26 protein-coding genes, 1 pseudogene and 1 riboswitch are annotated in these 26,368 nt (G+C 67.6%); of the genes and pseudogenes, 10 read left to right on the top strand and 17 right to left on the bottom strand.

Going from position 1 to position 26,368, the window contains the following annotated elements; all coding sequences use genetic code 11:
- The 4 genes and pseudogenes from AC1D34_RS15090 to AC1D34_RS15075 form a co-directional block, all read left to right on the top strand.
- On the top strand, nucleotides 1-1,792 hold a 1,792-nt coding region (locus AC1D34_RS15090; protein WP_476824636.1), incomplete at its 5' end, for a xanthine dehydrogenase family protein molybdopterin-binding subunit.
- Nucleotides 1,792-2,415 (top strand): Isoquinoline 1-oxidoreductase subunit, encoded by a 624-nt coding sequence (locus AC1D34_RS15085; RefSeq protein WP_441490365.1) that lies wholly within the window; start codon nucleotides 1,792-1,794, stop codon nucleotides 2,413-2,415. The genes AC1D34_RS15090 and AC1D34_RS15085, both read left to right, overlap by 1 nt.
- A gap of 147 nt (nucleotides 2,416-2,562) precedes the next feature.
- Nucleotides 2,563-3,270, top strand: coding sequence for a CoA transferase subunit A (locus tag AC1D34_RS15080; protein WP_441490364.1), 708 nt, complete (start codon nucleotides 2,563-2,565; stop codon nucleotides 3,268-3,270).
- A gap of 13 nt (nucleotides 3,271-3,283) precedes the next feature.
- A pseudogene (locus tag AC1D34_RS15075) lies at nucleotides 3,284-3,916 on the top strand (3-oxoacid CoA-transferase subunit B); the annotation flags it as partial.
- A 63-nt stretch (nucleotides 3,917-3,979) separates the two neighbouring features.
- Here the strand turns inward: AC1D34_RS15075 and bluB are convergent.
- Together bluB and AC1D34_RS15065 are read right to left on the bottom strand one after the other, a co-directional pair.
- Entirely contained in the window at nucleotides 3,980-4,603 is a 624-nt protein-coding gene (gene bluB, locus AC1D34_RS15070) for a 5,6-dimethylbenzimidazole synthase (protein ID WP_441507493.1), read from the bottom strand.
- Nucleotides 4,600-5,928, bottom strand: coding sequence for a cobyrinic acid a,c-diamide synthase CobB (locus tag AC1D34_RS15065; RefSeq protein WP_441490361.1), 1,329 nt, complete (start codon nucleotides 5,926-5,928; stop codon nucleotides 4,600-4,602). The genes bluB and AC1D34_RS15065 overlap by 4 nt, the downstream gene beginning before the upstream one ends.
- Before the next feature lie 56 nt (nucleotides 5,929-5,984).
- Here AC1D34_RS15065 and AC1D34_RS15060 point away from each other — a divergent pair, with 56 nt between their 5' ends.
- Nucleotides 5,985-7,088 carry a cobalt-precorrin-5B (C(1))-methyltransferase gene (locus AC1D34_RS15060; RefSeq protein WP_441490360.1) on the top strand — a complete coding sequence of 368 codons (1,104 nt, stop codon included), beginning with the start codon at nucleotides 5,985-5,987 and terminating at the stop codon, nucleotides 7,086-7,088.
- Between the two features lie 11 nt (nucleotides 7,089-7,099).
- Here the strand turns inward: AC1D34_RS15060 and cobM are convergent, their stop codons facing one another.
- The 3 genes from cobM to cbiE are packed head-to-tail and all read right to left on the bottom strand — an operon-like array spanning nucleotide 7,100 to nucleotide 9,500.
- Nucleotides 7,100-7,867: a precorrin-4 C(11)-methyltransferase gene (cobM, locus tag AC1D34_RS15055; protein WP_441490359.1), complete on the bottom strand. Its 768-nt coding sequence runs from the start codon at nucleotides 7,865-7,867 to the stop codon at nucleotides 7,100-7,102.
- Nucleotides 7,864-8,262 carry a cobalamin biosynthesis protein gene (locus tag AC1D34_RS15050; RefSeq protein ID WP_441490358.1) on the bottom strand — a complete coding sequence of 133 codons (399 nt, stop codon included), beginning with the start codon at nucleotides 8,260-8,262 and terminating at the stop codon, nucleotides 7,864-7,866. Before AC1D34_RS15050 ends, cobM begins: the two co-directional genes overlap by 4 nt.
- On the bottom strand, nucleotides 8,241-9,500 hold the full coding sequence (gene cbiE / locus AC1D34_RS15045) for a precorrin-6y C5,15-methyltransferase (decarboxylating) subunit CbiE (RefSeq protein ID WP_441490357.1): 1,260 nt from the start codon (nucleotides 9,498-9,500) through the stop codon (nucleotides 8,241-8,243). The genes AC1D34_RS15050 and cbiE overlap by 22 nt, the downstream gene beginning before the upstream one ends.
- Here cbiE and AC1D34_RS15040 point away from each other — a divergent pair.
- Nucleotides 9,499-10,263: a cobalt-precorrin-6A reductase gene (locus AC1D34_RS15040; protein WP_441490356.1), complete on the top strand. Its 765-nt coding sequence runs from the start codon at nucleotides 9,499-9,501 to the stop codon at nucleotides 10,261-10,263. The genes cbiE and AC1D34_RS15040 overlap by 2 nt on opposite strands.
- Here the strand turns inward: AC1D34_RS15040 and cobJ are convergent.
- From cobJ to AC1D34_RS14995, 9 genes are read right to left on the bottom strand one after another with little or no spacing between them, the layout of a single operon-like run.
- Entirely contained in the window at nucleotides 10,206-10,997 is a 792-nt protein-coding gene (cobJ, locus tag AC1D34_RS15035) for a precorrin-3B C(17)-methyltransferase (protein ID WP_476824635.1), read from the bottom strand. The two genes, AC1D34_RS15040 and cobJ, sit on opposite strands and share 58 nt — an antisense overlap.
- Complete coding sequence (locus AC1D34_RS15030) at nucleotides 10,994-11,746, bottom strand: precorrin-2 C(20)-methyltransferase (protein ID WP_441507496.1); 753 nt, start codon at nucleotides 11,744-11,746, stop codon at nucleotides 10,994-10,996. Before AC1D34_RS15030 ends, cobJ begins: the two co-directional genes overlap by 4 nt.
- Before the next feature lie 10 nt (nucleotides 11,747-11,756).
- Nucleotides 11,757-12,389 (bottom strand): precorrin-8X methylmutase, encoded by a 633-nt coding sequence (locus AC1D34_RS15025; protein ID WP_441507497.1) that lies wholly within the window; start codon nucleotides 12,387-12,389, stop codon nucleotides 11,757-11,759.
- Nucleotides 12,355-13,683 (bottom strand): precorrin-3B synthase, encoded by a 1,329-nt coding sequence (cobG, locus tag AC1D34_RS15020; protein WP_476824634.1) that lies wholly within the window; start codon nucleotides 13,681-13,683, stop codon nucleotides 12,355-12,357. The genes AC1D34_RS15025 and cobG overlap by 35 nt, the downstream gene beginning before the upstream one ends.
- Nucleotides 13,680-17,042, bottom strand: coding sequence for a cobaltochelatase subunit CobN (gene cobN, locus AC1D34_RS15015; protein WP_441490352.1), 3,363 nt, complete (start codon nucleotides 17,040-17,042; stop codon nucleotides 13,680-13,682). Before cobN ends, cobG begins: the two co-directional genes overlap by 4 nt.
- A gap of 3 nt (nucleotides 17,043-17,045) precedes the next feature.
- Nucleotides 17,046-18,095, bottom strand: coding sequence for a cobalamin biosynthesis protein CobW (gene cobW, locus AC1D34_RS15010; protein WP_441490351.1), 1,050 nt, complete (start codon nucleotides 18,093-18,095; stop codon nucleotides 17,046-17,048).
- A 4-nt stretch (nucleotides 18,096-18,099) separates the two neighbouring features.
- Complete coding sequence (locus AC1D34_RS15005) at nucleotides 18,100-18,489, bottom strand: DUF1636 family protein (protein ID WP_441490350.1); 390 nt, start codon at nucleotides 18,487-18,489, stop codon at nucleotides 18,100-18,102.
- Nucleotides 18,490-18,538: 49 nt separating this feature from the next.
- A complete protein-coding gene (locus tag AC1D34_RS15000) occupies nucleotides 18,539-19,279 on the bottom strand; it encodes a CbtA family protein (RefSeq protein WP_476824633.1) in 741 nt (246 codons plus the stop codon).
- 12 nt (nucleotides 19,280-19,291) lie between these two features.
- On the bottom strand, nucleotides 19,292-19,471 hold the full coding sequence (locus tag AC1D34_RS14995) for a CbtB domain-containing protein (RefSeq protein ID WP_069882234.1): 180 nt from the start codon (nucleotides 19,469-19,471) through the stop codon (nucleotides 19,292-19,294).
- Between the two features lie 38 nt (nucleotides 19,472-19,509).
- A riboswitch (cobalamin riboswitch) is annotated at nucleotides 19,510-19,692 on the bottom strand.
- A gap of 140 nt (nucleotides 19,693-19,832) precedes the next feature.
- Here AC1D34_RS14995 and cobU point away from each other — a divergent pair.
- A complete protein-coding gene (gene cobU, locus AC1D34_RS14990; protein ID WP_441490348.1) occupies nucleotides 19,833-20,357 on the top strand; it encodes a bifunctional adenosylcobinamide kinase/adenosylcobinamide-phosphate guanylyltransferase in 525 nt (174 codons plus the stop codon).
- Between the two features lie 13 nt (nucleotides 20,358-20,370).
- Nucleotides 20,371-20,982: a cob(I)yrinic acid a,c-diamide adenosyltransferase gene (gene cobO / locus AC1D34_RS14985; RefSeq protein WP_441490347.1), complete on the top strand. Its 612-nt coding sequence runs from the start codon at nucleotides 20,371-20,373 to the stop codon at nucleotides 20,980-20,982.
- Nucleotides 20,983-21,085: 103 nt separating this feature from the next.
- On the opposite strand, the gene cbiB is transcribed toward cobO, so the two are convergent.
- Nucleotides 21,086-22,066: an adenosylcobinamide-phosphate synthase CbiB gene (gene cbiB, locus AC1D34_RS14980; RefSeq protein WP_476824632.1), complete on the bottom strand. Its 981-nt coding sequence runs from the start codon at nucleotides 22,064-22,066 to the stop codon at nucleotides 21,086-21,088.
- Nucleotides 22,067-22,077: 11 nt separating this feature from the next.
- Between cbiB and cobD the strand changes: the two genes are divergently transcribed.
- Together cobD and AC1D34_RS14970 are read left to right on the top strand one after the other, a co-directional pair.
- Nucleotides 22,078-23,103, top strand: coding sequence for a threonine-phosphate decarboxylase CobD (gene cobD, locus AC1D34_RS14975; protein ID WP_476824631.1), 1,026 nt, complete (start codon nucleotides 22,078-22,080; stop codon nucleotides 23,101-23,103).
- A 75-nt stretch (nucleotides 23,104-23,178) separates the two neighbouring features.
- Nucleotides 23,179-24,150, top strand: coding sequence for a D-2-hydroxyacid dehydrogenase (locus AC1D34_RS14970; RefSeq protein ID WP_476824630.1), 972 nt, complete (start codon nucleotides 23,179-23,181; stop codon nucleotides 24,148-24,150).
- 92 nt (nucleotides 24,151-24,242) lie between these two features.
- On the opposite strand, the gene AC1D34_RS14965 is transcribed toward AC1D34_RS14970, so the two are convergent.
- Together AC1D34_RS14965 and AC1D34_RS14960 are read right to left on the bottom strand one after the other, a co-directional pair.
- Nucleotides 24,243-25,946 (bottom strand): ABC transporter ATP-binding protein, encoded by a 1,704-nt coding sequence (locus tag AC1D34_RS14965; protein WP_476824629.1) that lies wholly within the window; start codon nucleotides 25,944-25,946, stop codon nucleotides 24,243-24,245.
- 217 nt (nucleotides 25,947-26,163) lie between these two features.
- A partial coding sequence (locus tag AC1D34_RS14960) for an energy transducer TonB (protein ID WP_476824628.1) occupies nucleotides 26,164-26,368 on the bottom strand: 205 nt, incomplete at its 5' end.

Genomic DNA, 26,368 nt, shown 5'->3' with positions numbered 1-26,368 from the left:
GCGCAAGGCTGGAGCCACGGCCCGTGCCATGCTGGTCCAGGCCGCAGCGCAGTCCTGGAAGGTCCCAGCCTCCGAGATCAAGGTCGAGGCCGGCGTCCTGAGCCATGCCTCCGGCAAACAGGGACGCTTTGGCGAATTCGCCGAGGCGGCCTCGGAGCTTGCCGTACCGGAAAACGTGCCGCTGAAGCCGGCTTCGGCCTACCGCCTGATCGGYAAGGAGGGCGCGGTCAGGCGGCTCGACAGTGCCGACAAGTCGCGCGGCAAGGCCGAGTTCACCATCGACATCCACGCTCCCAATATGCTGACCGTCGTCGTTGCCCGGCCACCGCGCTTCGGCGGCACGGTCGGAAACTTCGACGCGGCCGAGGCGCTCAAGGTCAAGGGCGTCGTCGACGTCAAGCAGATCGGCTCCGGCGTCGCCGTCTATGCCAATGGCATGTGGCCCGCGTTGAAGGGCCGCGAAGCCCTGAAAGTGACCTGGGACGAGAGCGCGGCCGAAAAGCGCGGCAGCCGCGAACTCATCGCCGAATATCGCGCGCTTGCCCGCCAGAAGGGTGTGGTCGCCGGTTCGCATGGCGATGCCGAGGCCGCGCTCGCCAAGGCTGGGACGGTGATCGAAGCCGAGTTCGTCTTCCCCTATCTGGCGCACGCGCCGATGGAGCCGCTCGACGGTTATCTGCAATGGGATGGCAGCGAGGCGCTCGCCCGCTTCGGCAGCCAGTTCCAGACCACCGAGCATATGACCATCGCAACCATCCTTGGCCTGCCGCCAGAGAAGGTCAGGCTCGAGACCATGCTGGCAGGCGGCAGCTTTGGCCGGCGTGCGCAGGTCAGCCAGCATCTGGCAGCGGAACTCGCCATGGTCGCCAAGGCGATCGGCCCCAACCGTCCGGTCAAGCTGGTCTGGACCCGCGAGGATGACCTCTCCGGCGGCTATTACCGCCCGCTCTTCGTGCATCGCCTGCGCGGTGCCGTGAACGACGGCAAGATCACGGCCTGGGCCGACAGCATCGTCGGCCAGTCCTTTTTCCTCGGCACGCCCTTCGAGGCGATGGTGGTGAAGAACGGCATCGACGCAACCTCGGTCGAAGGCGCCAACGAACTCTTCTACGAGATTGCCGATTTCCACTGCGAGGTGAACAACCCCAAGGTTGGCGTGCCGACCCTGTGGTGGCGCTCCGTCGGCCATACGCACACGGCCTATGCGGTCGAGTGCTTCATCGACGAGCTGCTGCAGGCGGCGGGGCAGGATCCGGTTGCCGGCAGGCTTAACCTGATGAACCGGCATCCGCGTGCCGTCGGCGTGCTCAAGGCTGTCGCCGAACTGGCGAAGTGGAATGGCTCCGGCCCGGTCGACGGCCGCGCCCGCGGCGTCGCGGTGGTCGAGAGCTTCGGTTCCTTCGTTGCCCAGATCGCGGAGGTCTCGCTCGGCACTGATGGTGAGCCGAAGGTTCACAAGGTCTGGTGCGCGGTGGATTGCGGGGTCGCGGTCAACCCCGACATCATCCGGGCGCAGATGGAAGGCGGCATCGGCTTTGGTCTTGGCCATGCGCTCTACGGCGAGATCACGCTCGACCAGGGCAGGCCGGTCCAGGCCAATTTCGATACCTATCGCTCGCTGCGCATTCACGAGATGCCGGAGGTCGAGGTCCTGATCATCCGTTCGACCGAAGCGCCCACCGGCGTCGGCGAGCCGGGCGTGCCGCCGATCGGCCCGGCGGTCGCCAATGCACTGGCAAAGCTCGGGCAACCGCGTCCGCGGCAATTGCCCATGGTCGGAGGCACGGTCTGATGCGGGCGCCCCTCCTTCACGCCGTCCTGGCAGGTGCGGGACTCTGTCTGGCCGGGACCGCGCTCACCTCGGCGCAAACGACGCGACAGGCCCCGCCCGCCTCGCTGCGTCCAGCCGAGAGCTTCAGCGCCATCGCCAACCAGCGCGATCGCTCGGTCGCCCTGTTCGGCGAGATCGGCACGGTGCTGCAGCATCCGCGCTGCATGAACTGCCACCCGGCGACCGAACGCCCGCGGCAGGCCGATGCGAGGCGCCTGCATCAGCCGCTCGTCGTGCGCGGCAAGGACGGGCACGGCGCACCGGGGCTGGAATGCGCGACCTGCCACGGAAAGCAGAATTTCGACCCGGCGCGGATTCCGGGCGATGGTCACTGGGCGCTGGCGCCGGCCTCGATGGCCTGGGAGGGTAAGTCGCTCGGTCAGATCTGCGAGCAGCTCAAGGACCAGAACCGCAATGGCAGCCGCGACCTCGCGGCAATCGTCAAGCATGTCACCAGCGACACCCTGGTGCTCTGGGCCTGGAACCCGGGACTCGGTCGTGTTCCGGCACCAGGCAGCAATGCGCAATTCGGTGCGCTTATGCAGGCCTGGGTCGATACGGGAGCCGTCTGTCCGGCGTCCTGACGCGGCTCCTTCTTCTCCCCTCGGGGTACGAGGGGAGGCACGCATGCCCACCCGCGCCCTCGTCCATGTTGCAACCGCACCATGGGCTCGGCTAGTCCTTGGGAGGAACGCTCCTCTCCCCCTGATCCCAGCGGCAAAGGCATCGCGATGAAGAAGGTCTACCCCGACGCAAAGGCGTCGCTCGCCGGTATCGTCAAGGACGGCATGACGATCATGGCCGGCGGCTTCGGCCTCTGCGGCATTCCCGACACCCTGATCGAGGCGATCCGTGATTCCGGCGCCAAGAACCTGACCTTTATCTCCAATAACGCCGGCGTCGACGGCGCGGGGCTTGGTCTGCTGCTGGAAACCCGCCAGATCAAGAAGATGATCAGTTCCTATGTCGGCGAGAACAAGCTTTTCGCCCAGCAATACCTGGCTGGTGAACTCGAGCTTGAATTCACGCCGCAGGGCACTCTTGCCGAGCGGATTCGTGCCGGCGGGGCTGGCATTCCCGCCTTCTTCACCAAGACCGGTGTCGGTACGCTGATCGCCGAGGGCAAGGAGGAACGCGAGTTCAATGGCGAGCGCTACATCATGGAGCGCGGCCTCTTCGCCGATATCTCGATCGTTCATGCCTGGAAGGGCGATACCGAGGGCAACCTCGTCTATCGGAAGACGGCGCGGAACTTCAATCCGATGATGGCGAGCGCCTCGCGCTTCACGGTCGCAGAGGTCGAGCACCTCGTGCCGGCCGGCGAGATCGATCCCGATCACATGCACACGCCCGGCATTTTCGTGAAGCGCATCGTGCATGTGCCGAACCCGGTCAAGCGCATCGAACAGCGCACCACCCGTCCCCGTCCGACGGCTTGAGGAGACAAGGACCATGGCTTGGACACGTGAGCAGATGGCCGCCCGCGCCGCCAGGGAGCTGCAGGACGGTTTCTACGTCAATCTCGGTATCGGCATCCCGACGCTGGTCTCGAACTACATTCCCGCCGGCATGAGCGTGCAGCTCCAGTCGGAGAACGGCATGCTCGGCATGGGGCCGTTCCCCTTTGAGGGCGAAGAAGATCCCGACCTGATCAATGCGGGAAAGCAGACCATCACCGAACTGCCGACGACGAGCTATTTCTCCTCGGCGGATTCCTTCGGCATGATCCGTGGCGGTCATATCGATCTGTCGATCCTCGGCGCGATGCAGGTGGCCGAGAACGGCGATCTCGCCAATTGGATGATCCCCGGCAAGATGGTGAAGGGCATGGGCGGCGCGATGGATCTCGTTGCCGGTGTCAAGAAGGTCGTCGTGGTGATGGAGCATGTCGCCAAGAACAAGGACGGCTCCGAATCGGCAAAGCTGCTCGAGGCCTGCGACCTGCCGCTAACAGGCGCCGGCGTCGTCGACATGGTGATCACCGATCTCGGTGTCTTCGCCGTGGACAAGGCGAATGGCGGCGGCATGACCCTGATCGAGCTGGCGGACGGCGTTTCGCTGGATGAGATCAAGGCCAAGACCCAGGCCAAGTCCCGGGGCGGCGCATGCGGCCCCGGGATCGCCGCGCTGAACACGCGCGATGAGATCTCAGTCGCGGCCTGTCCCGATCTCCCAGCCATGCCGGATCAGCTCCGGATCGGCATGCTCCTCCTGCGGATAGCCGACGCAGAGCCAGGCGATCAGCTTCCATTGCGGCGGCACGCCAAGCGCAGCCGCGATAGCCTCGGGTTCGAGGATGGAGACCCAGCCGACGCCGATGCCGTGCATGCGCGCTGCCAGCCAGAACTGAGTGATCGCGGCGACCACGGAATAATCGAGCATCTCCGGCATGGTGCGCCGGCCGAGCCCATGACCTTGCTCCGTGCCGTGGTCGCAGAACACCGCAAACTGCTCGGGGGCTTCGCGCAGGCCTTCGAGCTTCAGGTTGGCATAGAGCCGGGCTCGCTCGCCGGCGTAGTCACCGAGCGCCTCGGCGTTGCAATGCGTAAAACTGGTCTGCGCCGCCGCACGCTGCTCTGCGTCCGTGACGCGCAACCAGCGCCAGGGCTGCGAATGGCCGACCGAGGGAGAGAGTTCGGTCAGCTTCAAGAGATGCGCCAATAACGCTTCGGGCACCGGCTCCGACCGGAAGCGGCGCACATCGCGCCGCCAGGCGAGCAGCGTCTCGAATTGCGCCGCAAAGGCCTCGTCGAAGACCGGAGGCCCGCTCATGGCTGCCCGGTGAAGCGGGCGATAGCGTGGAAGAAGGAGCCGGTTACCAGCGCCCGCCGGCCGCCGGCGGGAACCGGAGCCGAGCCATGCGGATCGGTCACCATCGCGAAGGGCGCGTCATCGCCAACCGAAATGATCGTCGCGTAGTGGAATTCATGCCCGGTCAGTGCCTGCCCGGCCGAACCCAGCGGACCATTCGCCTGGAGCACGGCGCGGCGGTAACCCAGATTCATCTTGCGCTTCGCGAAGCTGGTCTCGACCGAGAGCAGGTTCGCCATGGCATGGGCGGTGCCGTCGGCATCGATCAGCGTTCGGCCAAGCACCATGTAGCCGCCGCACTCGCCATGGACTGGCCGGGTCTCCGCGAAGCGGCGCAAGCCGGCCAGGAAGCGGCTGGCGCCGGCGATCCGGCCGGCATGAAGCTCCGGGTAGCCGCCCGGCAGCCAGCAGCTGTCGCAAGTCTCCGGCGGCGATTCGTCGGCGAGCGGCGAAAAGGGAACGAGCGTTGCGCCGGTCGCACGCCAGCCGGTTTCGACATGCGGATAGACGAAGCTGAAGGCGGCATCGCGGGCAATGGCGATGCAGCGTCCCGGGGCGGGCAGGGCGGGAGCGCCATGCCGGGTTACCGGGAGGTCCGTCGGTTCGGCCACGGCAAGGATCGCATCGAGGTCGACCGCGGCAGAGATCGCGTCTGCGAGCGCATCGAGCCGGCCATGCAGATCCTCTGTCTCGCCGGCTTGCACAAGGCCGAGATGGCGCTCGGGCAGGATCAGGCTTGCCTCGCGCGACAGGGCTCCGAGCACGGGCAAGCCGATCCGCTCCATGCCGGCGCAGGCAAGCCGGCGATGGCGTTCGCTTGCCACCTTGTTGAGGATCACGCCCACGACACGGATGCGCTCGTCATAACGCACGCAGCCGAGAGCCACCGCGCCGGCCGACTGCGCCTGACCGGAGACATCGACGACCAGAACGACCGGCCAGCCGCAGAAGGCCGCGATATCGGCGCTCGCGCCCGTATGCCCCATCTCGCCCGGCACGCCGTCGAACAGGCCCATCGAGCCCTCTGCGACGACGATATCGGCCGCCTCTGCAGCCTCGCCTGCGATCTGGCCGAGCAAGGTGTCCGGCATCGCAAAACTGTCGAGATTGGCGCTCGGTGCGCCGGTTGCGGCCGCGTGGAATGCCGGGTCGATATAGTCCGGCCCGCATTTCAGCCCGCGTACGGTCAGCCCTCGCTTCACCAGCGCCCGTTGCAAACCGAGCGTGATCGTCGTCTTGCCCGAGCCGGAGCGCGGCGCGGCGATGAGGAGGCCTTTTCCGCTCATGCGATGATCTCCGCGGGCTCCTGACGGAGCCCTCTTGCTGCGCTATGCAGGCGCTCATGGAAGACTTGCCGCCCCAAGGCGAATTGCGACGCGGCTGGACGACGGGCGCTTGCGCTGCCGCCGCCGCCAAGTCCGCCTATTGCGGCTGGGCGGCCGGCTCGTTTCTCGATCCCGTCGAGATCACGCTGCCGGGCGGCCAGCGGCCGGCCTTTGCCCTGGCCCGGCAGTCCGCGCTTGCGGAGGGCGCCGAGGCCGGCATCATCAAGGATGCGGGCGACGATCCCGACGTTACGCATGGCGCGCTGGTGGTTGCGCGGGTCGGCCCGGCCGCGCCTGGCGCAGGCATTGTTTTTCGCGCCGGCGAGGGTGTCGGCACAGTCACCTTGCCCGGCTTGCCATTGCCGGTCGGCGAACCCGCCATCAACCCGATGCCGCGCGAGATGATCCGGCAGGCTTTGACGGAGGTCATTGCGGCGACGGGCGGTCCGCGCGACGTCTCCGTCACCATCGCGATCCCCGGTGGGGAGGCCCTCGCCGGAAAGACCATGAATCCGCGCCTCGGCATCGTCGGTGGGCTCTCGATTCTCGGTACGACCGGAATCGTCATACCCTTTTCGTGCGCGGCCTGGATTCACTCGATCCATCGCGGCATCGATGTCGCGCGCGCGACTGGTCTCACCCATGTCGCAGGCGCCACCGGCTCGACCTCCGAAGCCGCTATCCGGCGTCTCCATGGCCTGTCGGAGCAGGCTCTGATCGACATGGGGGATTTCGCCGGTGGCATGCTGAAATATCTGCGGCGCCACCCGGTCCACCGCGTCACGGTCGCCGGCGGCTTCGCAAAGATGGTCAAGCTCGGGCAGGGCATGCTCGACCTGCACTCGCGCGCGGGTCCGGTCGATTTCGCCTGGCTGGCGGCGCGGATTCTGGAGGCGGGCGGCAGTGAGCACCTGGCTGCCTGGGTGCCCGGGGCCAATACGGCGCTCGAGGTGTTGCAACGTGCCCAGGCCGAGGGGTTGCCATTGGCCGAAACCGTCGGCCGGCATGCCTGGGTGAACGCCGCGCATTCCCTCGGCGTGCCGGACAGTGAGCTGGAGATCGCGATTTTCGATCGCACCGGTGGCCTTCTGGCGCGTACGCCATTCCGCAAGGTGGGGTGAGCCCGAGCGTGTCACACGCCACCACCGCTCGGCCGGAAACGCCGGTCGTAGCCTGTGGAATACAAGGCGCTCTCGCCAAAATCCTGCGAGCCGAGCGCGGGGCCGACGAGGATCAGCGCGGTCCGTTCCAACCCCGAGGCCTGGACCTCGGCCACGATCGTGCTCAGCGTTCCGCACAGCACGCGCTCATCTGGCCAGGACGCCCGGAAGACGACGGCGACGGGGCAATCTGCTCCGTAGAACGGTGTCAGCTCGGCGGCGACCTGTCCGATCACGTGGATCGAGAGATGGATGGCGAGCGTCGTGCCCGAGGCCGCGAAGGTCGCGAGCTTTTCGCGCTCGGGCATAGCCGAGGCGCGGCCCGAGGTGCGTGTCAGGACCAGCGATTGCGCGACGCCGGGCAGCGTCAATTCGCGCTTCAGCGTCGCTGCCGCCGCGGCGAAGGCCGGCACGCCGGGCGTGACCGTAAAGGGGATGCCGAGCGCATCGAGCCGACGCATCTGTTCGCCGCAGGCGCTCCAGATCGAGAGATCGCCCGAATGCAGTCGAGCCACGTCCTGCCCCGCTTCATGGGCGGTCTGCATCTCGCCAATGAGCGCATCGAGATCGAGCGGGGCGGTGTCGACGATGCGCGCGCCCGGTGGACACCAGTCGAGCATCGTGCGCGGGATCAGCGAGCCGGCATAAAGGCAGACCGGGCAGGCGGCGATCAGGTCGCGCCCGCGAAGGGTGATGAGATCGGCGGCACCTGGGCCGGCGCCAATGAAATGGATGGTCATGACGTGGCGCTCCGCGCCAGCGCGCAGGTGACGCGGGCAGTGGCGATCCGTGGCTGGATCAGCACCGATCCCGGGCCGGCGGCCGCAAGCGCAGCCGCCTCCGCGACGGAGCCGACGCCATAGAGAGAGGCGATGCGGGTCGAGCGGGTTGCGCAGGCGGCCTCGTAGCCCTTGAGCGCTTCGTCTGGAATCGCGACGAGTTCGGCGTTGCGGCTCCGCGCCGTGGCAAGGAGACCCGCCTCGCGCGAACGGCTGGAGATGGTGGCGAGGCGCAACGCGGTCGGCGCCACGCCGGCTTGCCTGAGCGCCTGGTCGAGGCAGGCGAGGATATCCACCTCGCTGGTGCCCGGGCGTAATCCGATCCCCGCCACGATCACGGCTTCACCACCCGCCATTGTGTCACCGGCATCGCGGCGCGCCAGCCATGCATGCTGCCGACCGCGTCGAGATGGCTGACGCCGATCCGGCGCAAGGTGCCGCCATGCGCGGCGTAAAGCGCCGCAAGCCGTGCCTCGCCCTCCAGCGTCACCACATTGGCGACGAGGCGACCGCCCGACTTCAGCGCACCCCATGCAGCCTCGAAAACTCCGGGCTCGGTCATGCCGCCGCCGATGAAGACCGCATCCGGGACCGGGCGGCCGGGAAAGCTCGCAGGTGCCGCGCCGATGGCGACCTCGATTCGGAGCGCACCGAGGGCTGAGCCGTTGCGGGTGATCCGCGCAGCCCGCTCGGGCCTGGCCTCGAAGGCGATGGTCTGGTTGCCGGGATTGCGCAGGCACCATTCGAGCCCGATCGAGCCCGAACCGGCGCCGACATCCCAGAGCAGTTCTCCAGCACGGGGTCGCAGGGCGGACAACGTGATCGCACGGATATCGGCCTTGGTGATCTGGCCGTCATGCTCGAACCAGTCGTCATCCAGTCCGGAGGCGAGTGGGAGGATACGCGCTTCACGCTCTGCGACCAGATCCAGCGCGATCAGGTTGAGCGGGTCGACTGTGCCGAGATCGAAGGCCTGCGCCTTGCACTCGCGGATACGTTCGCGTGGACCGCCGAGCGCCTCCATCACCACGAGGCGCGAGGCACCAAAGCCGCGTGCGCTCATCAATTCAGCCAGCTTTCCCGGGGTCGAACCATCCCAGGACAGAGCGAGCACGCGCCGGCCCGGCTGCAGAAAGGGGATGATGCGTTCCAGCGCACGACCATGCAGCGAGACGCGGCCGCATTCCTCTTGCGGCCAGCGCAGCCGGTTGCAGGCGAGCGCAAAGGAAGAGAGCTGCGGATAGATCCGCATCTCGTCCGGGCCGAGTGCCTTCGCCAGGCCGGCACCGATTCCGTAATGGAACGGGTCGCCCGTGGCGAGCACGCAGACCTTGCGGCCTCTCTGCGAGAGGATCAGCGGCAGCGCATTGCGGAAGGGCTGCGGCCAGGGCGCAGCCTCGCCCGCAACCGGCCCGATCAGGGCGATATGCCGGGCGCCGCCATAGACGAGCTCGGCGCCTTCAAGCGCGGCAAGCGCGTCCGGCGAAAGCCCGGCGCGGCCGTCTTCTCCAAGCCCGACGAGGGAGAGCCAAGGCTCGGTGGCCGAGGCGGATGCCCTCGACAGTTCGTCGGATTCAGGCGAAAACAATGTCATGACGGTCCTGATCCTCGGCGGCACCAGCGAAGCTGTCGCGCTTGATCAGCTTCTTGCTGACCAGGCGCCGGAAATCCGCGCGGTTGTCTCGCTGGCCGGACATACCTCCGATCCCAAACCCCTCAATCTGCCGGTGCGTGTCGGTGGTTTCGGCGGCATCGAAGGCCTGCGGCATTATCTCATAGAAAACCGGGTCGTTGCCGTGGTCGATGCCACGCATCCCTTCGCAGCTATCATGCCGTTCCATGCGGAGGCGGCCTGCAAGGCCGAGAACGTGCCGATCATCGCGATCCGCCGTGAATCCTGGAAGCCGCGGCCGGGTGATCGCTGGCGCTCGGTGCCGGACATTCAAGCTGCAGTCGAGACGCTGGGCACGCAGCCGCGTCGCGTCTTCCTGACGGTCGGACGGCTCGAGCTGCCGGCCTTCGCCGACGCGCCGCAGCACCATTATCTCGTCAGGGTGATCGAGCCGATCGGCGACCGGCTGCCGCTCAACGGCATCAAGGTCATCCAGCAGCGCGGCCCGTTCGAGGCCGATGAAGAGGAGGATCTGATGCGCCGGGAGGGCATCGAGATTCTCGTCTCGAAGAATTCCGGCGGTCCGGCGACAGTCGGCAAGCTGACGGCGGCGCGCCGGCTCGGCCTTCCCGTGATCATGGTCGAGCGGCCGCCCAAACCCGATGTCGCAACCGTCGACCATATCGATCAGGTCCTGCCCTGGCTGGTGGCGCAGGGGATCTTCGTCACCGAACGCGGCGTATAGACGATCGGCGCCTGGCCCGGGCGGGCGATCGATCGCGTGCTCGAGGCACCGATCATCMCGAGCGTTGCCATGTCGGCCGAGCCTGCCGCCCCCACAGCCTCGCTCATCGGCAATACGCGCAGGACTTCGTCCGGCCGTCCGACGGCGCGCGCGAAGATCACGGGTGTTTCAGGCGCGCGATGCCGGGCAGCCAGCGTTAGGGCCTCGCCGAGCTGCCAGGGCCGAGCCTTCGAGATCGGGTTATAGAGCGAGATCACGAAATCGGCGCTCAGCGCCGCTTCCAGCCGCGCGGTGATCACGTCCCAGGGCTTGAGGTTGTCAGAGAGCGAGATTGCGCAGAAATCGCCGCCAAGCGGCGCGCCGGCCCGCGCCGCTGCGGCGAGCATCGCAGTAATCCCGGGTTCGACGCTGATCGGCAGCGCAAGCCAGCCGGTTTCGCCGGCCTCGAGTGCCTCGAACACCGCCGCTGCCATCGCGAAGACGCCGGGATCGCCGCCTGATACCACCGCGACTGCGCGACCCTCGGCTGCAAGCTGCAACGCATAGCGAGCGCGTGCGATCTCGACCCGGTTGTCGGATGCGTGCTTCGTCTGCCCCCCGCGCACCGCCAGTCGGTCCAGATAGGGACCATACCCGACGAGGTCGGTAGCCGCTTCGAGCGCGGCTTGTGCAGCCGGCGTCAGCCAGTGCGGCTCTCCAGGGCCGAGGCCGACGATGGTGAGCGAGCCGCTCATAGCCGCCGGCCCTCGCCTGGAACGAGGATCATCGAGAAATAGGGGGCAACGTCATCGGTCTTCTCATCGAGCCGGGTCACGACCTGCCCCGCCATCGTTGCCCGCTCGACATAGATCGCGCGATGGATCAGCCCGGCTGCCTTCAGCGCGCGGCGTACTTTCGGCAGGTTGCGACCAAGCTTCATGATCACGGCCGCATCGGTGTCGACCAGGCGACGACGCAGTTCCGCCTCGGGCAAGGTGCCGGGCAGCACGGTCATGACGTCGTCACCCCAGGTGATCGGGGCACCTGCACGAACCCAGGCGCCGGCCATGCCGGTGACGCCCGGTACAACCTCGGTCGGGAAACGGTGGGCGAGGCGCCGCCATAGATGCATGAAGGAACCGTAGAAGAACGGATCGCCGTCGCAGAGCACCGCGACGGTCCGGCCCGCCGCCATCTCGGCTGCGAGCAATTCGGCGGATTCATCGTAGAAGGTGGCGATCGGCCCGGTATAGCCGTCCTCGCTGACAGGAACCTCGGTCGTCACCGGAAAGGCGAGCACGATCTCGCGCGCTGGATCCGGCGGGATCACCGCGTCGGCTGTCACGCGGGCATTGCCACGGCTGCCCTTCTTGCAGAAATGCACCAGCCGGTCGGCGGTCGTGATGATGTCGCGGGCCCGGACCGTCATGTAGTCGGGGTCGCCGGGCCCCAGGCCGACGCCGAAGAGCAGGGTGCCTGCGTTCTGGGGCAAGGACCGGTCCATGCTCACCGGCTCACTCCTTCTCTTGCGCCAGGGCGTTGACGGCAGCGGCCGCCATCGCAGAGCCGCCGCGGCGCCCATGCACGACAAGGAAGGGCACGCGGCCGTCCTGTGCCAGCGCCTGCTTCGATTCGGCTGCACCGACGAAACCGACCGGGATGCCGATCACGGCTGCCGGTTTTGGCGCACCGGCATCGAACATTTCGAGCAGCCGGAAAAGCGAGGTCGGGGCATTGCCGACGACGACCAAGGCTCCCGCGAGATGCGGCCGCCACAGCTCCATGGCCGCGGCCGAGCGCGTTGTGCCGGCCTGTTTGGCCAGTGCCGGCACCTCAGCCTGGTCCAGCGTGCAAATCACTGCGTTGCTGGCCTGCAAACGGGCGCGGGTCACGCCGTTCGCGACCATCTTGGCGTCGCACAGGATCGGAGCGCCGGCGCGCAGCGCAGCCTCCGCCGCATCCGTGAAATCGGCTGACATCTCGACATCGCGCGGCAGGTCGGTCATGCCGCAGGCATGGATCATGCGTACCACCACGCGGGCGGCCGCGCCTGAGAAGCGGGAGAGGTCGGCCTCGGCCCGGATGATGGCGAAGGAGCGCTCATAGATCGCATCACCCTCGCGGATATAGTCGTAGCGCGTGTTCAAACCTGTGGTCCTGAAAACTGCCTGCGGTCAGGCGGGTGTGAATGTCCTGTCCCGGCTGCAGACGCTGCACAATCTGCGAAAGGTCAAGCCTCGCCATCGGCTTGTCCCGCGTCGTTCCGCCGATGACGACGTCATAGCGGCCGTCATGCCCGACCAGCGTGAGATCGGCGGGACCTGATTGCGCGCAGGATTTGACGCAGGCCGATAGATGCAGGCTGAGGCCAGCAGCAAGGAGCGAGGCTGCCGCTTCGGCCAGGACTGCGGCATCGCCCATCGTCTGCGTCTCGCCGCGCAGACAGGCCGGCTTGCCGGAGCATGCCTGCACTGAAAGCCGTGGATCGGCGTCGCGGGTGACCAGCCCCAGTGCCTCGCATCGTGCGGTGAGGCTCGCGGCGGCATCGTGCTCGAGGCCCAGGAAAGCCAGCCCCCGCCAGGGCGAAAAGCGGATTTCGCTGACGCCATGCGCGCCGGCGGCCTCGCATAGCCGCGATAATGTCCGAGAGTCCGAGCGGCCGAACGGCAGCCCCGCGATCAGGGCAAGATGGGAGGCGCGCAACGCGAAGAGCCCGACCCGCCTCGGCGCGGAGCGAGCCACCGGCGCACCGGTCGGCGCTATCGAGCAGGCCTCGGTCAGCGCGCTAATCTGGTCGTGGTCGAGATCACGCAGGCGATGGATCCTGTCAGGCTCGGCCCGCCGGTATGCCGCAAAGCCCTGCAACAGCCCTGCCGTCACGGCGCCTGCATCACCGGATGCGACCGGGCCAAACCAGCCGCCTTGCGGCAGGCCGATCACGACGGAACCCTGGTCAATCGCAACCACGCGCAGATCGCCGGCAAAGCCATCGAGTGCGAGCTCGCCGCCGCCATCGACGATGACGCTGGTCTTGGGCGGCAACCCTGAGATGGCGCGCCCCTGACGTTCCAGGGATGCGGCCAGAATGGCGGCATCGATCAGGTCGCTCGGATCCTGCCCGGCGAGCGGTGAGGTGAGCACCAGGCGCTGCGGCCCGGGCCCGCCGGCTTCGTCGACGAGCCGCTCCGCGAGCAAGGCCTCGACAAGGGCGGGATGGGCCTCCTGCCGCACACCCCTGATCTGGAGATTGCCGCGGCTGGAAATCTCGACGAGGCCATTGCCCGTCTCTTCGGCTAGATCCGCCACGCGTCGCAATTGTGCGGGCTGCATCTGCCCGCCCGGCGGGTGCAGCCGCACGAGCCCGCCGTCCCCGGTTTCCATCGGCCGGAGCGTGCTCGGGCACCAGCCGCGCCGGAGCGCTTCTTGCGTCGGTGCGGTCATTCCGCAGCGTCCTTGCTGGCGAGGAAGGCGGCCACGGAATTGCGCCGGCTCTGCCAGAGGCCGCGCCGCTCGGCTTCCGTCAGCCGCGCGCGGATCGAGGCGGCCGCGGGCGCATTGGCCTGTTCCAGCGCGCTCCAGATGGCCGGATCCGCGCAATAGGCCTGGAATACGGCGTCGAATAGTCCGTCCGAGACCGCGTCGGTGCTGGCCGCATAGACGAAGAGTGTGTCGACGGTCTCGGCAAGTTCGGCCGCACCGCGCCAGCCATGGGCAAGCTGGCCCGCAATCCAGCGCGGGTGGCAGAGCCGGCCATGGACGATGCGCGCAATGTCCTCGGCCAGGGTCCGCGTTTTCGGCGCTTCCGGGTTGGAGCTGTCGAGACTGTAGAGTGCGGCCTCGCTGCCGAGCGCCTGCGCTGCCGCGGCAAAACCGCCGATCACATCGGCCGCGCTGGTCGCTTCGAGAATGTCGCGCCCCGCCGTGTCGCTGACGTGAACGAAGGCGCTTGCCGAGGCGACGCGACGCGCGAAGCCGGGATCGGCGCTGGCGAGACCCTCCGTACCACCGAAGGCATGATCGCTGGCTGCGAGATAGGCGGCGCCAAGCTCGCCGCGGCTCTCCCATTGCCCGTCGAGCGCACGGTCGGCCATGGCCGCACCGAAGCGGCCGGGTGCCGGGCCGAAGATGCGTGCGGCGTCTTCGCCGCGCCGGCGTGCTGCAGCAGGCTCGTTCCATTCATCGGCTTCGTCCAGCACTGTTACGGCGCGCGCAGCGGCGTCGAGCAGCGCGATCTGACCCGGGAATGTGTCGCGAAAGGCGCCGGAGATACGGATGGTGACGTCGATGCGCGGCTGATCGAGCTTGGCCTGCGGAATGACGGAAAATCCGGTCACTCGCGTCGAGGCGTGATCCCAGAGCGGCGCGACGCCCATCAGGGCAAGCGCATGTGCGATGTCCTCGCCGCCGGAGCGCAGTGTGGGCGAGGCCCAGAGATCCATTACGATCCGGCGTGGATAATCGCCGTGGTCCTGGAGATGGCGTGCGATCAGCGACGCGGCGGCGCGCATGCCGAGGCGCGCGGCGGCCCGGGTCGGGATCGCGCGCGGATCGAGCGTCGAGAGGTTGCGGCCGGTCGGCAGCACATCGCTTTGCCCGCGATGCGGCGAGCCGGCAGGGCCGGGCGGAACGAACCGCCCAGCCAGAGCGCGCAGCAGGTTGTCGCGCTCGTTGCGGGATGACGCGGGATCATGCGCAGCCCGCCCGAAGACATGCAGCCCATCCCGGAAGGGCAGTTCGGCGATGTCGCAGAGATGCGCGTCGAGCTGGCTCAGTGCGCTCGCCATGTCGAGATCGGGCGTGACACCGCAGGCTTCCGCCAGCCCGCTTGCTTCGGCTCGCCCGCGGATTTCACGGGCGACGATCTCGGCGCGGCGCGGATCGAGGACCTGCGCTTGCGAAAACTCCTCGACGAGATCACGCAGCAGCGCCACTTCGCCGGCTGCATCCGCCTGCACCAGTTCGGGTGGGAGATGGCCGAGCGTCACGGCCGAAAGCCGGCGCTTGGCAGGGGCCGCCTCACCGGGGTCATCGACGACATAGGGGTAGATCACCGGCAGGCCGCCAACCGCAAGCCGCGGCCAGCAGCTCGCTGAAAGAGCCACCGCCTTGCCGGGCAGCCACTCGGTTGTGCCATGCGTACCGAGATGGATCAGTGCGTCGGCATCGGCAATCCGCCGGAGGCCGAGATAGAAGGCGAGATAGGCATGGCCCGGCGGCGCATCGGGATCGTGATAGCGCAGCTTTCGGTCGGGCGTTGTGTCGCGAGCGGGCTGCAGGGCGATGGTGAGACGGCCATTGCGGATCACACGGAAACGGAAGGCCGAGCCATCGCAGGCACGATCCGCCTCGGGTTCGCCATGGGCCGAGATGAGTGCCGCGCCTGCCGCGCCGGGAATGGCGCCGAGCCAGGCGCGATAATCGGCGAGCGGGACTGCAAACTCTGCTGGCCCTTCAGTCAGCGCCTGCATCATACGCGTGTCGTCACTATGAGCCAGCTGACCGTCCCGGCTCTCCCTTGGCTCGTCCGGGAAGATACTCTGCGCGGAGGGGCCGACATCGTATCCGGTCTGCGCCAGCAGTTCGCAAATGGCCCCGACGCTGGCTGGGGTATCGAGCCCGACTGCGAAGCCGGCCCGTCCTCCGCGCGCCGGGTAGTCGGACATGACCAGGGCGAGGTTGCGCTCGGCAGCCGGCTTGCCGGCCAGCGCGATCCAGCCTGAGGCGAGATCGGCAAGGGCGGCGACACCATCGCGATCAGGAACCAACCGGCGGCTCGTCAGGCCGGTCCGGCCGTCCGTCATCTCGGCCTTGAAGGCGACGGGCAGCGCCCCCAACCGTCCGTCGAATTCCGGCAGCGCCACCTGCATGGCGAGGTCGGCCCCGGAAAGCCCGCGCGGTGAGGCCTCCCAGGCGTCGCGCGGGCTGCCGACCGGCACGGCCTGCAGGATCGGGCAATCGGCGGTGTCCAGCACGAAATCGGCGCTGTTGCGGGCCGAGAACGCGGTGGTGGTGATGATGGCGGCGGGCTTGCGCGCGGCGATCAGGGCCGCAAGCTCGCCGGTGACCGCCGGGTCCTTCAAGCTCGTAAGGGCCAGGATCAACGGGGCATGGCCGCGCGCACCCAGCGCCTCTGCGATCGCCTCCGCCATGGCGGTGTCTCCGGCGGCGACGCTGGAGCGATAGACCAGGATCGGGACCAGCGCGTTCGCGACGGGGCGCTGTGAGAGCGCCTCACGCCATGCGAGCGGAGCACCGCCCGCACCAAGGGCGAAGAGCGCGGGCAAGGGGGTGGGCGCGAGGTCCGAAGCATCGCCTTCGCGGCGAAGGAACGCATCCACCCGTCCAAGCAGCCGGCGCATATTCTCCGCACCGCCGCCGGCGCGGAAATAGGCGAGAAGCTCCGCGGCGAAACGCAGTTCGACGGTGCCGTACTCGGCCAGCCGCTCATCAGGCCGGTCGTCGCCGGGCAGCACGACGAGCGGTATCCCGCCCCGTCGGCAGATTTCCGCCAGCTGCTCAATGCCGTAACGCCAGTAGTCCAGCCCGCCGAGACAGCGGATCAGCACGAAGCGCGAATGCGCCACCGTCTTCTCGACGAGAAAATCGACGGAGAGCGGGTGTTTCAGCCGGCGTAGCGAGGCGAGCCTGACAGCGAGCTCGCTTGCGCCGGCCGCGGCCGTCAGCGCCGAWAGGTCGCTGTCGGCGAAGGAGAGCACCAGCACATCCCCCGGCGGCAGGGCGAGATCGACGGCGTCTTCGCCGTCGTCAAGCCTGATCTCGCTTGAGGGGAGGAGGTGCATGGTTCAGCCCGCGAGGGCGGCCTCCACGGACTTGCGATCAAAGCCCTTCAGGCCAATCACCACGAGGCGACCATCCTTGGCTTCGCCGGCCGCCCAGGCGCGGTCGTAATGATGGCTGACCCGACGCCCGACACCCTGGACGACGAGCCGCATCGGCTTACCGGGAATCGCCGAAAAACCCTTCAGGCGCAGCACGCCCTCGGCCTCCGCGGCCCTGGCAACGCGGGCCGCCAGCTCCTCGGGCGAGGTCGCCGCGGCGAGAGCGAAATCGAGGCTTTCGAAATCGTCGTGGTCGTGGTCCTCTGCGCTCTCATGGTGCGAGGGGCGTCCAGCTAGATCGGCCTCGGCAGCCGCGTTGAGGCCGATAATCAGGGCGGGCTCGACCTTGCCATGGGCCGTCTCGACGATCTTGATCGCCTTCGGCAGATGCGCGGCGATCTCGGCCTTGACGCGTTCGCGGCCGGCCGCATCGACGAGGTCGCTCTTGTTGAGCAGGATCAGGTCGGCGCAGAGGATCTGGTCCTCGAACACTTCTTCGAGCGGGTTGTCGTGCCCGACCGCGGCATCCTGCGCCGCCTGCGCAGCGAGAGCGTCGGGATCATCCGCGAACTGGCCATCCGCCACGGCCGGACCATCGACCACGGCGATGACACCATCGACCGTGACACGTGACCGAATGGCCGGCCAATTGAACGCGTTGACCAGCGGCTTCGGCAGGGCAAGCCCCGAGGTCTCGATCAGGATGTGTTCCGGCGGGTTCGGCCGGTCGAGCAGCTTTTCCAGCGCCGGCACGAAGTCGTCGGCGACGGTGCAGCAGATGCAGCCATTCGGCAGCTCGACGATGTCCTCCGCGGTGCAGCCGGAAATGCCGCAGCCGGCGATGAAGGAACCGTCGAAGCCGAGATCGCCGAACTCATTGACCAGCACGGCGATGCGCTTGCCCCCTGCATTCTCCAGCAGGTGCCGCACCAGTGTGGTCTTTCCGGCCCCGAGGAAGCCGGTGATGATCGTGCAGGGGATCTTGCCCAGCGAGCGGGCTTGGGGAGCGTTCATGATCTCATCCTTGTTGGCGCGCCGGGAGAGGCGGTACGCGCGCGACCACGCCCTTGCGGAACGAAGCGGGTCTTTCTTTCCAGGGAACGATACCGTTTGCGCTGGCTGCAAAGCTTGCAGCTGCGTCAACGATTTCGGCGATATGGGTGTCTGCGTCGAGATCGCCGATCAGATAGGTCCATTTGCCGTCGGCCGCCAAGGCGACGGTGCAGGGGCGATTGCAGACCGCGAGGCAGTCGACGGGTTCGACCGGAAGCGTCCCGCCGTCGCGCGCGATGCGTTCGCGCAGCGCCTCGGCAAAACCCAGTCCGGGCTGGTCGTAACCCTCCGGCAGGTCCGCCCGCGCGCGCCGRCAGGCGACGCAGACGAAAATGGTGACATCGCCTTCGGGCATAGGCCGGTTCCTTTGCTTCCGGCGCGATCCCGGGGGATCGCGCTCAGCGTCAGGCCTTGGCCGGGGCTGCGGCACGGCGCGTCGCCCAGGGCCAGAGCACGCCGACGGCAAAGCCGGTGGCGAGCCAGAGGGCAGCCTGGAGCGCGAGCGAGAGCGCGGCGAAATGCGCTGCGATTTCGGCAGGGACCTTGCTCTCCGGGGCGGCGGGATGTGGTGCGCCGATCAGATGCGGGACGAGCATGGCAAGCACGGCAAGTGCCCGCRGCCAGCTCGCCTCCGCCCGCAGGAAGACCCAGAGGCCGCCGGCGGTGACGAGCGCGGTGGCGATCCACCAGGTCTGGCGGTGGAGCAGTTCGGCTGACGCGCTGCCGGGCAATTCCGGTGCGAGCCCGGTCGCCGGCACGAGGCCGAAGGCCAGGAAGCCGCAAGCCGCCCAGATCAGTGCGGTCCGCTCAGTGATGGCATCGCCCGCTGCGATCATGCCGCCGAGCAGCAGGGCGGCAAAGCCGATCGCGGTCGCAATGGTGACGATGGTGGTGAAGGCCGTACGCTGCAAGCCGYCCTGTGGCTTCCACTCGGCGTGGTCGGCTGCGTCGGCGCCGCCATGGGCAAGGACGATCCTGGCATCGCCGGTGAAGCTGGCGTGCTGAAGCTCGACTGCGCGCAGTGCCGTCTCAAAGGTTTCCGCCTTGAGGATCAGCGGCGTGGTGGTGACATGCTGGAGTGCTGCTACCAGGAGCCCAGCAAGAAGCCCGGCCAGAAGACTGACCGTGAGAACACGATTGACCATGTTGCCTTTCCCTCAGTGGCAGGGAAAGGCGAGGGTGTGGCGCGTGTCGTGGGCTGCGTTGTGAACGCTGGTCGAATGGGCGAAGCCGACGGTGAAGATCAGGGCTGCGCCGAGTGCCAGGGCAGCTGCGACAGCCTTGACGCGCTCGGAAGCGCTGGCCTGGGTGGTGATCGAAGCCGTATTCGTCGTCATCTCGGTCTCCTTGGCCACCCCGCCGGCAGCCCGCTGGATTGCATCACTCGCTGACGGCAGGTCTCCTGGCTCGCGGGTCCGGATCTCTCGCCGCCTTCCCGGGACAATCCCAGTGGCCGATGGCGCGAAACTCGCCGCTTACAGTTGCGGGGGCAGCCGCGGTATCGCACCGCGTTCCCTTTTCACCTCCTTGCAGAGGCACCGTCGGCGATGATCATTAGCCATCTGCACGGTGCTGTGCAATGCAGCGATCGTGATTGCGAGCGCAGTGAAGCGATGTGATCTCTTGTCGCCTGTCCCGGCTTGCTTCGCTTCGCTCGCCAGGTCCGTTCCTTAGGCTGATCTTCCCTGGGCTGAGAGTTTGGCAGTGGCAGCGATCCTTTCCCCTCTCACCCTCGTTCTGGGCGGCGCCCGCTCCGGCAAGAGCCGCCATGCCGAGGCCCTGATCGAGATGGTGCCAGCGCCCTGGACCTATCTCGCCACGGCCCAGGCCTATGACGATGAGATGCGCGCCCGGATTGCCGAGCACCGCGCCCGCCGGTCGAAGGAGTGGATGACCATCGATGCTCCGCTGGACCTGGCGCAGGCGATCCGCGCGGTTCCCGCGGGGCAACCTGTCCTGGTGGACTGCCTGACGCTCTGGCTGACCAACGTGATACTGGCAGAGCAGGATGTGGCGGCTGCAAGCCGGGAACTGGTCGAGGCCTGCGTCGCGGCACGAGGCCCGGTGGTCCTGGTTTCCAACGAGGTTGGGCTCGGTATCGTGCCCGAGAATGCGCTCGCCCGGCGGTTCCGCGACGAGGCGGGGAGGTTGCACCAGATGCTTGCGGCGCGGGCCGACCGGGTGATCTTCATGGTCGCCGGTCTGCCGATGCAGGTGAAATGAGCAGGAGGTTCCGATGACGATCGATGCTGACGAGGCCGCCCGCCACAAGGCCAAGATGGAAAAGCGCAAGGCGGTGCAGGATGCCGAGGTTGCCGCCAAGACGATCGAAAAGGGACTCCTGATCGTCAATACGGGGCCAGGCAAGGGCAAGTCGACCGCCGCCTTCGGATTGATCCTGCGGGCTCTCGGCCATGACTGGCGCGTCGGGGTGGTGCAGTTCATCAAGGGCGCCTGGGCGACAGGGGAACGCAAGGCGCTCGACGCCTTCGGTGATCGCATCGTCTGGCACACGATGGGCGAAGGCTTCACCTGGGAAACGCAGGACAAGGCCCGCGACATCGCTGCCGCCGGGCGCGCCTTCGCCAAGGCCAAGGCGTTGATGGACGATCCGGAGATACGCCTGCTCGTGCTCGACGAACTCAATATCGCGCTGCGCTACGACTATCTGCCGCTGGCGGAGGTGGTCGAGACATTGGCGAGCCGGCGCCCTGATCTGCACATCGTCGTCACCGGCCGCAATGCCAAGCCCGAGTTGATCGCCGTCGCAGACCTCGTCACCGAGATGACGCTGGTCAAGCATCACTTCGCGGCGGGCGTGAAGGCACAGGCCGGGATCGAGTTCTGAGGCTGAGCCATCGACCCGAAACGTGAGTTGCGGCTTTCGGGAAAGTCGAAGCAAACACAGAAGGTGAGATCGTCGTTCCCGATGCGATGCCCGGTCCGATGAACTAGAGGGCGAGCGCGGTAGCGGCCCCCGCAACGGCGAGCCCCCACAGCAGCAGACATGCCCTCCGATAGAGAGCGAGCGCCCGCCGGATATCCGCCGCTTCCGCTTCGGCCCGGCCGTCCCCCATCCAGCCGTCGTCGACCCTGACCTCGCCATAGACGCGCGGGCCCGCCAGACGGAGGCCTAGCGCACCTGCCATCGCGGCTTCCGGCCAACCGGCATTGGGCGAACGATGATGGCGGGCATCGCGTCGGACAGCTCGCCACGCATTGGCGGGGTCTGACGTTTTGTCGAGTGCGGCGGCTGCGGTCAGCAGCAGCGCGGTGAGGCGAGAGGCGGGAAGGTTGACGAGGTCGTCGAGACGCGCCGCCGCCCAGCCGAAGGCGAGGTGGCGCGGTGTCTTGTGGCCGATCATCGAATCGGCGGTATTGATCGCCTTGTAGAGCGCGCCGCCCGGCAGGCCGCCGACGCCGAGCCAGAAAGCCGGAGCGACGATCCCGTCCGAGAAATTCTCGGCAAGGCTTTCGATTGCGGCGCGGGAAACTCCGGCTTCGTCGAGGGTTTCGGGGTTGCGGCCGACAATCATCGAAACGGCCATGCGTCCGCCTTTGAGCCCGTCCCGCTCCAGTCCTTCGGCGACCCGTGCGACATGCTCGTGCAGGCTGCGCTGTGCGATGAGGCTGGAGGCGACGAGCGCGAGGGGCAGCCAGCCAAGCGGGCCGAGGCCGCGGCAGAGCAGGGTGAGCCCCCATGAGATGGCAAATGTGGCGGCAAGCAGCAGCGCGAGGGCGAGGCCGCCGGCCGCCTTGCGCACGATGARGGAGGCGCTCTCGCGATTGAGCATCCGGTCGAGCCGGGAGATCAGCGCACCGATCCAGGTGACGGGATGGCCGATCAGCGCATACAAGCCCTGGGGGTAGCCGAATCCCGCCTCGTTGATCAGGGCGGCGGCGAGGAGCGGCAGGGAATCGGACAGGCTCATGCGGGGCGGGAATGGCTGAGGCGGCAGGCAAGGTCTGGCATGGCGGCGATCTGGCACAGGCGAAGGCGCTGTTCCCGGAGGCGCCCGAGCCATGGATCGATCTTTCGACCGGGATCAATCCCATCCCCTATCCGGTTCCTGAGCTGCCGTTAAGCCTCTGGCAGCGCCTGCCGGGAGTGCGGGACGAGGCGGCATTGCTCGCTGCGGCACGCGAGACGTACCGGGTGCCCGAGACGGCCGGCATCGTCGCGGCGCCCGGCACTCAGATCCTGATCGAACTGCTGCCGTGTCTTGCGAACACCGGGCCAGTCGCCGTGATCGGCCCGACCTATGCCGAACATGCGGTGGCCTGGCGCAAGGCAGGGATGGACGTGCGGGAGAGCGCAATGCCCGCGGAGGCGGGCGATGCGGGCGATGCGGGCGTGGTCGTGCTGGTCAACCCGAACAATCCCGATGGGCGGGTGATTGAGCGCGCGCAACTCACGGCGGTTGCGCGTGACCTGGMCGGACGAGGCGGGTTGCTCGTCATCGACGAGGCCTTCATCGATTTCATGCCCGAGGCGAGCCTGATCCCCGAGCTGCCCCCGGCGACGCTGATCCTGCGCTCCTTTGGCAAGACCTACGGGCTCGCCGGCTTGCGTCTGGGTTTCGCGATCGGCGAGGCGCGCCTGACGGAGGCCTTGCGTGCCGCGCTCGGTCCCTGGGCCGTCGCGGGGCCGGCGCTTCATATCGGGGCGCAGGCGCTCAGTGACACGGACTGGCTCGCGGCGGCCGCCGGTGCCCGGGCCAGCGATGCCGCCCGCCTCGATGCCTTGCTGGCGTCGCGAGGCGTGATCGTCGGCGGCACCTCCCTGTTCAGGCTGTTGGCGACGCCGGACGCACCGGCACTCTTCGCCCATCTCGGCCGCGACGGCATCTATGTCCGCCGCTTTCAGAACAATGCGAGCTGGCTACGGCTTGGCTTGCCCGGCGACGAGCCGTCCTGGCAGAGGCTCGCCGCTGCTCTGGCATCCTTTCTGCCTCCTGGTGCCGCCTAGGGGCGCATGCATGGAACGGCGGGACGGAGCCGTTTCGCATGATTAAGCTGGGTTTTGTCATCACGGGGGAATGCAATGAAGCCTTGGCCGCAGGAAAGAGAACTCACGATCGGCTTCGCGCATGCCGCCTACCAGTTGGGAGCGGAGTTCTCCGCGCGGGGGCGCGCCGCGAGGAGCTTTGAGGTTCGCAACCTCGATGAACTCAAGGCGCGCGCGCCCGAAGCCGATGTCCTCGTCGTCTCCGGACTCTGGCGCAACGAGCTGATCGCCGCCTGCCCGCGCCTGCGCTTCGTCCAGTCGATCAGCGCCGGCACGGATCAGTTCGACAAGGCCGCCTTCGCCGCGGCCGGCATTCGCCTCACCAGTGCGCAGGGGGGCAATGAGCGCGCCGTTGCCGAACACGCGATGGCGCTCATCCTGGGCCTTACCCGTCAGATCCATCTCGCTCGCGACAACCAGATGGCAAAGCATTGGCGGCCGATGATCGGTGATCGCGCCCGACGCGAGGACGAGCTCGGCGGCAAGACGCTTGTCATCGTCGGCCTTGGACGGATCGGCCTGCGTTTGGCGAGGTTGGCTGCGGCCTTCGGTCTGCGCATCATCGGTGTGCGCCGCAGCGAGCGGCCCGAACCAGGCATCGATGCGATTGTGGCGACGGACAAGCTGGGCACGGTTCTGGCTGAGGCCGATATCGTGGCGTTGACCTGCCCGCTGACGCCCGAGACCGAAGGACTGATCGGCAGCGAGGCGCTGGCCGCCATGCGCCCGGGCTCTCTCCTGATCAACGTTGCGCGTGGCCGTGTCGTCGACGAGGCGGCGCTGCTGGCGGCGCTGGGTTCGGGGCACCTGGCTGGCGCCGGGCTCGACTGCTTCCATGACGAGCCGCTCCCATCGGCCTCGCCCTTCTGGGGCCAGCCGAACGTCATCGTCACCCCGCACAGCGCCGGCGAGACGCGCGCCTATGAGACGAACGTCGTCGACATCCTCCTCGACAATCTCGACCGGCTGGCGCGTGGCGACGCGGCGTTGCACAACCAGATCGTTTAGATCATGGAACCGGAACGAAGTCCGGTCCCATGATCTGACTGTGATCGCATCGGTCTTCCCGGTTTCGGGCCGATACCTGACCGGGCGGTCGCTTACGCCTCGTGCAGCCGGCGGTAGATGCCGTCGGCCTTGACCAGGTCGGCATGGCTGCCCTGCTCGGCGATCCCCGTCGAATCCACCACCACGATCCGGTCGGCATCGCGGATGGTCGCGAGACGATGCGCGATCATCAGCGTGGTGCGGCCCTGCGACAGATCCGCAAGCGATTGCTGAATGGCGCGCTCGGTTTGCGTGTCCAGCGCCGAGGTCGCCTCGTCCAGGATCAGGATCGGCGGATTCCTCAGGAAGATGCGAGCGATGGCGAGGCGCTGCTTCTGCCCGCCCGAAAGCTTGACCCCGCGTTCGCCGATGATGGTGTCGAGCCCGTCGGGCATCGCCGCGATGACCTCGTCGAGCCGCGCGCGCCGCGCGGCCTCGACGATCTCGGCCTCGCTCGCCTCGAGCCGGCCATAGGCGATGTTCTCGCGCATCGTGCCGGCGAAGAGGAAGACATCCTGCTGCACGATGCCGATCTGCCCGCGCAGCGAGGCCAGCGTCATGTCGCGGATATCGATGCCGTCGATGGTGATGCTTCCGCCGCTGACTTCGTAGAAGCGCGGCAGCAGGGAGCAGATCGTCGTCTTGCCGGCTCCTGACGGGCCGACGAACGCGATCGTTTCGCCCGGCTTGATATGCAGGTCGATGCCGCTGAGCACGGGGCGGCCGGTCTGATACGCGAACGAAACGCCCGCATAGCGGATTTCGCCCGAGAGTCTCGGCGCAGTCACCGCATTCGGTCGGTCGGCGATATCAGGCTCGGTGTCGAGGAACTCGGTATAGCGCCGGAAGCCGGCAATKCCCTTCGGATAGGTCTCGATCACCGAATTGATCTTCTCGATCGGTCGGAAGAACACGGCGATGAGCAGCAGGAATCCGACGAAACCGCCCTGGCTCAGGCTGCCGGTGATGACGAGATAGCTGCCGGCGACCATCACCACCATCTGGGTCAGCCGCATGCTGAGATAGCTCAGCGAGATGGTAGCCGCCATGATGCGGTAGGCATCGAGCTTGGTCTGGCGGTAGTTCTGGTTGTCACGGGCGAAGAGCCGCCGCTCGTGCTCCTCGTTGGCGAAGGCCTGGACGACGCGGATGCCGCCGACATTCTCCTCGATGCGCGCGTTGAAGCTGCCGACCCGCCCGAAGAGCTGCTGCCAGTTATGCGTCATGCGCCCGCCATAGCGGCCGGTCAGCCAGCCGGTCAGCGGCACGATCGCGGCAGTGACGAGCGCAAGCTCGGGGCTGACCATGAACATCAGCACGAAGGCGCCGAACAGGGTCATGATCGCGATGAACAGGTCTTCGGGCCCGTGATGCGCGACCTCTCCGATCTCCTCGAGGTCCTTGGTGAGGCGGGCCACGAGATGGYCGGTCTTCTGGTTGTCGAAGAAGCTGAAGGAGAGCTTCTGCAGATGGTCGAACGCCTTCCGCCGCATCTCGGTCTCGATATTGATGCCGAGCATGTGGCCCCAATAGGTCACGATCGCCATCAGCCCGCTATTGAGCAGGTAGATCACCAGCAGTGCGGCGGCGCAGGCGAGGATCAATCCCCAGTTCTGGCCGGGCAGCAGCCAGTCGATGAAGAACTTCACCGCGATCGGGAAGGCGAGCTCGAGCAGGCCCGACAGCACTGCGCAGGAAAAATCCAGCAGGAAGAGGCCGCGATGCGGTGCGTAATAGGCGAAGAAACGGCGAAGCATGATGACGATATCTTTTCAAATCCGGATCGCGGTTCGGATCGGGCGTCCTCGCTCCGGATCGCGCACGATTATCCGCGGGTCCAGAGGCCGGAACGGGGCCGGCCCCTTCTATAGGCTCTGGCGTGCCGGAGCGGAATGCCGGCGATGCATGGCCGGGCACTGATCACTCATCGCCAAGCCGGGGCCCGGAGCTCCGCCGCACTCCAGATGGGCCACGTCAGCGATTGTAACGCACCGGCACCGCGAGCGAGATCGTGCCGCCCCCGCCGACGCCGGCAGGAGGCGCCGGGACGGGGCTTGCCCTGCGGATCATGCTGACGGCCTCCTCATCGAGCGTGGCATCGCCGGAGCTACCGGCGAGTCGCGCGGACAGGACACGCCCGCCCCGATCGATCGAGAAGGCAATCTGCACCGTGCCGGGA

Source organism: Allobosea sp. P1_A7, assembly GCF_056406775.1.
This window is presented reverse-complemented; position numbering and strand designations above follow the sequence as displayed.

Excerpts from the sequence above, each read along its gene's own strand:
- AC1D34_RS15085 (WP_441490365.1), top strand. The coding sequence starts at position 1,792 with ATGCGGGCGCCCCTCCTTCACGCCGTCCTGGCAGGTGCGGGACTCTGT.
- AC1D34_RS15080 (WP_441490364.1), top strand. The coding sequence starts at position 2,563 with ATGAAGAAGGTCTACCCCGACGCAAAGGCGTCGCTCGCCGGTATCGTC.
- bluB (WP_441507493.1), bottom strand. The coding sequence starts at position 4,603 with ATGAGCGGGCCTCCGGTCTTCGACGAGGCCTTTGCGGCGCAATTCGAG.
- AC1D34_RS15065 (WP_441490361.1), bottom strand. The coding sequence starts at position 5,928 with ATGAGCGGAAAAGGCCTCCTCATCGCCGCGCCGCGCTCCGGCTCGGGC.
- AC1D34_RS15060 (WP_441490360.1), top strand. The coding sequence starts at position 5,985 with ATGGAAGACTTGCCGCCCCAAGGCGAATTGCGACGCGGCTGGACGACG.
- cobM (WP_441490359.1), bottom strand. The coding sequence starts at position 7,867 with ATGACCATCCATTTCATTGGCGCCGGCCCAGGTGCCGCCGATCTCATC.
- AC1D34_RS15050 (WP_441490358.1), bottom strand. The coding sequence starts at position 8,262 with ATGGCGGGTGGTGAAGCCGTGATCGTGGCGGGGATCGGATTACGCCCG.
- AC1D34_RS15040 (WP_441490356.1), top strand. The coding sequence starts at position 9,499 with ATGACGGTCCTGATCCTCGGCGGCACCAGCGAAGCTGTCGCGCTTGAT.
- cbiE (WP_441490357.1), bottom strand. The coding sequence starts at position 9,500 with ATGACATTGTTTTCGCCTGAATCCGACGAACTGTCGAGGGCATCCGCC.
- AC1D34_RS15030 (WP_441507496.1), bottom strand. The coding sequence starts at position 11,746 with ATGGACCGGTCCTTGCCCCAGAACGCAGGCACCCTGCTCTTCGGCGTC.
- cobG (WP_476824634.1), bottom strand. The coding sequence starts at position 13,683 with ATGACCGCACCGACGCAAGAAGCGCTCCGGCGCGGCTGGTGCCCGAGC.
- cobW (WP_441490351.1), bottom strand. The coding sequence starts at position 18,095 with ATGAACGCTCCCCAAGCCCGCTCGCTGGGCAAGATCCCCTGCACGATC.
- AC1D34_RS14995 (WP_069882234.1), bottom strand. The coding sequence starts at position 19,471 with ATGACGACGAATACGGCTTCGATCACCACCCAGGCCAGCGCTTCCGAG.
- cobO (WP_441490347.1), top strand. The coding sequence starts at position 20,371 with ATGACGATCGATGCTGACGAGGCCGCCCGCCACAAGGCCAAGATGGAA.
- AC1D34_RS14970 (WP_476824630.1), top strand. The coding sequence starts at position 23,179 with ATGAAGCCTTGGCCGCAGGAAAGAGAACTCACGATCGGCTTCGCGCAT.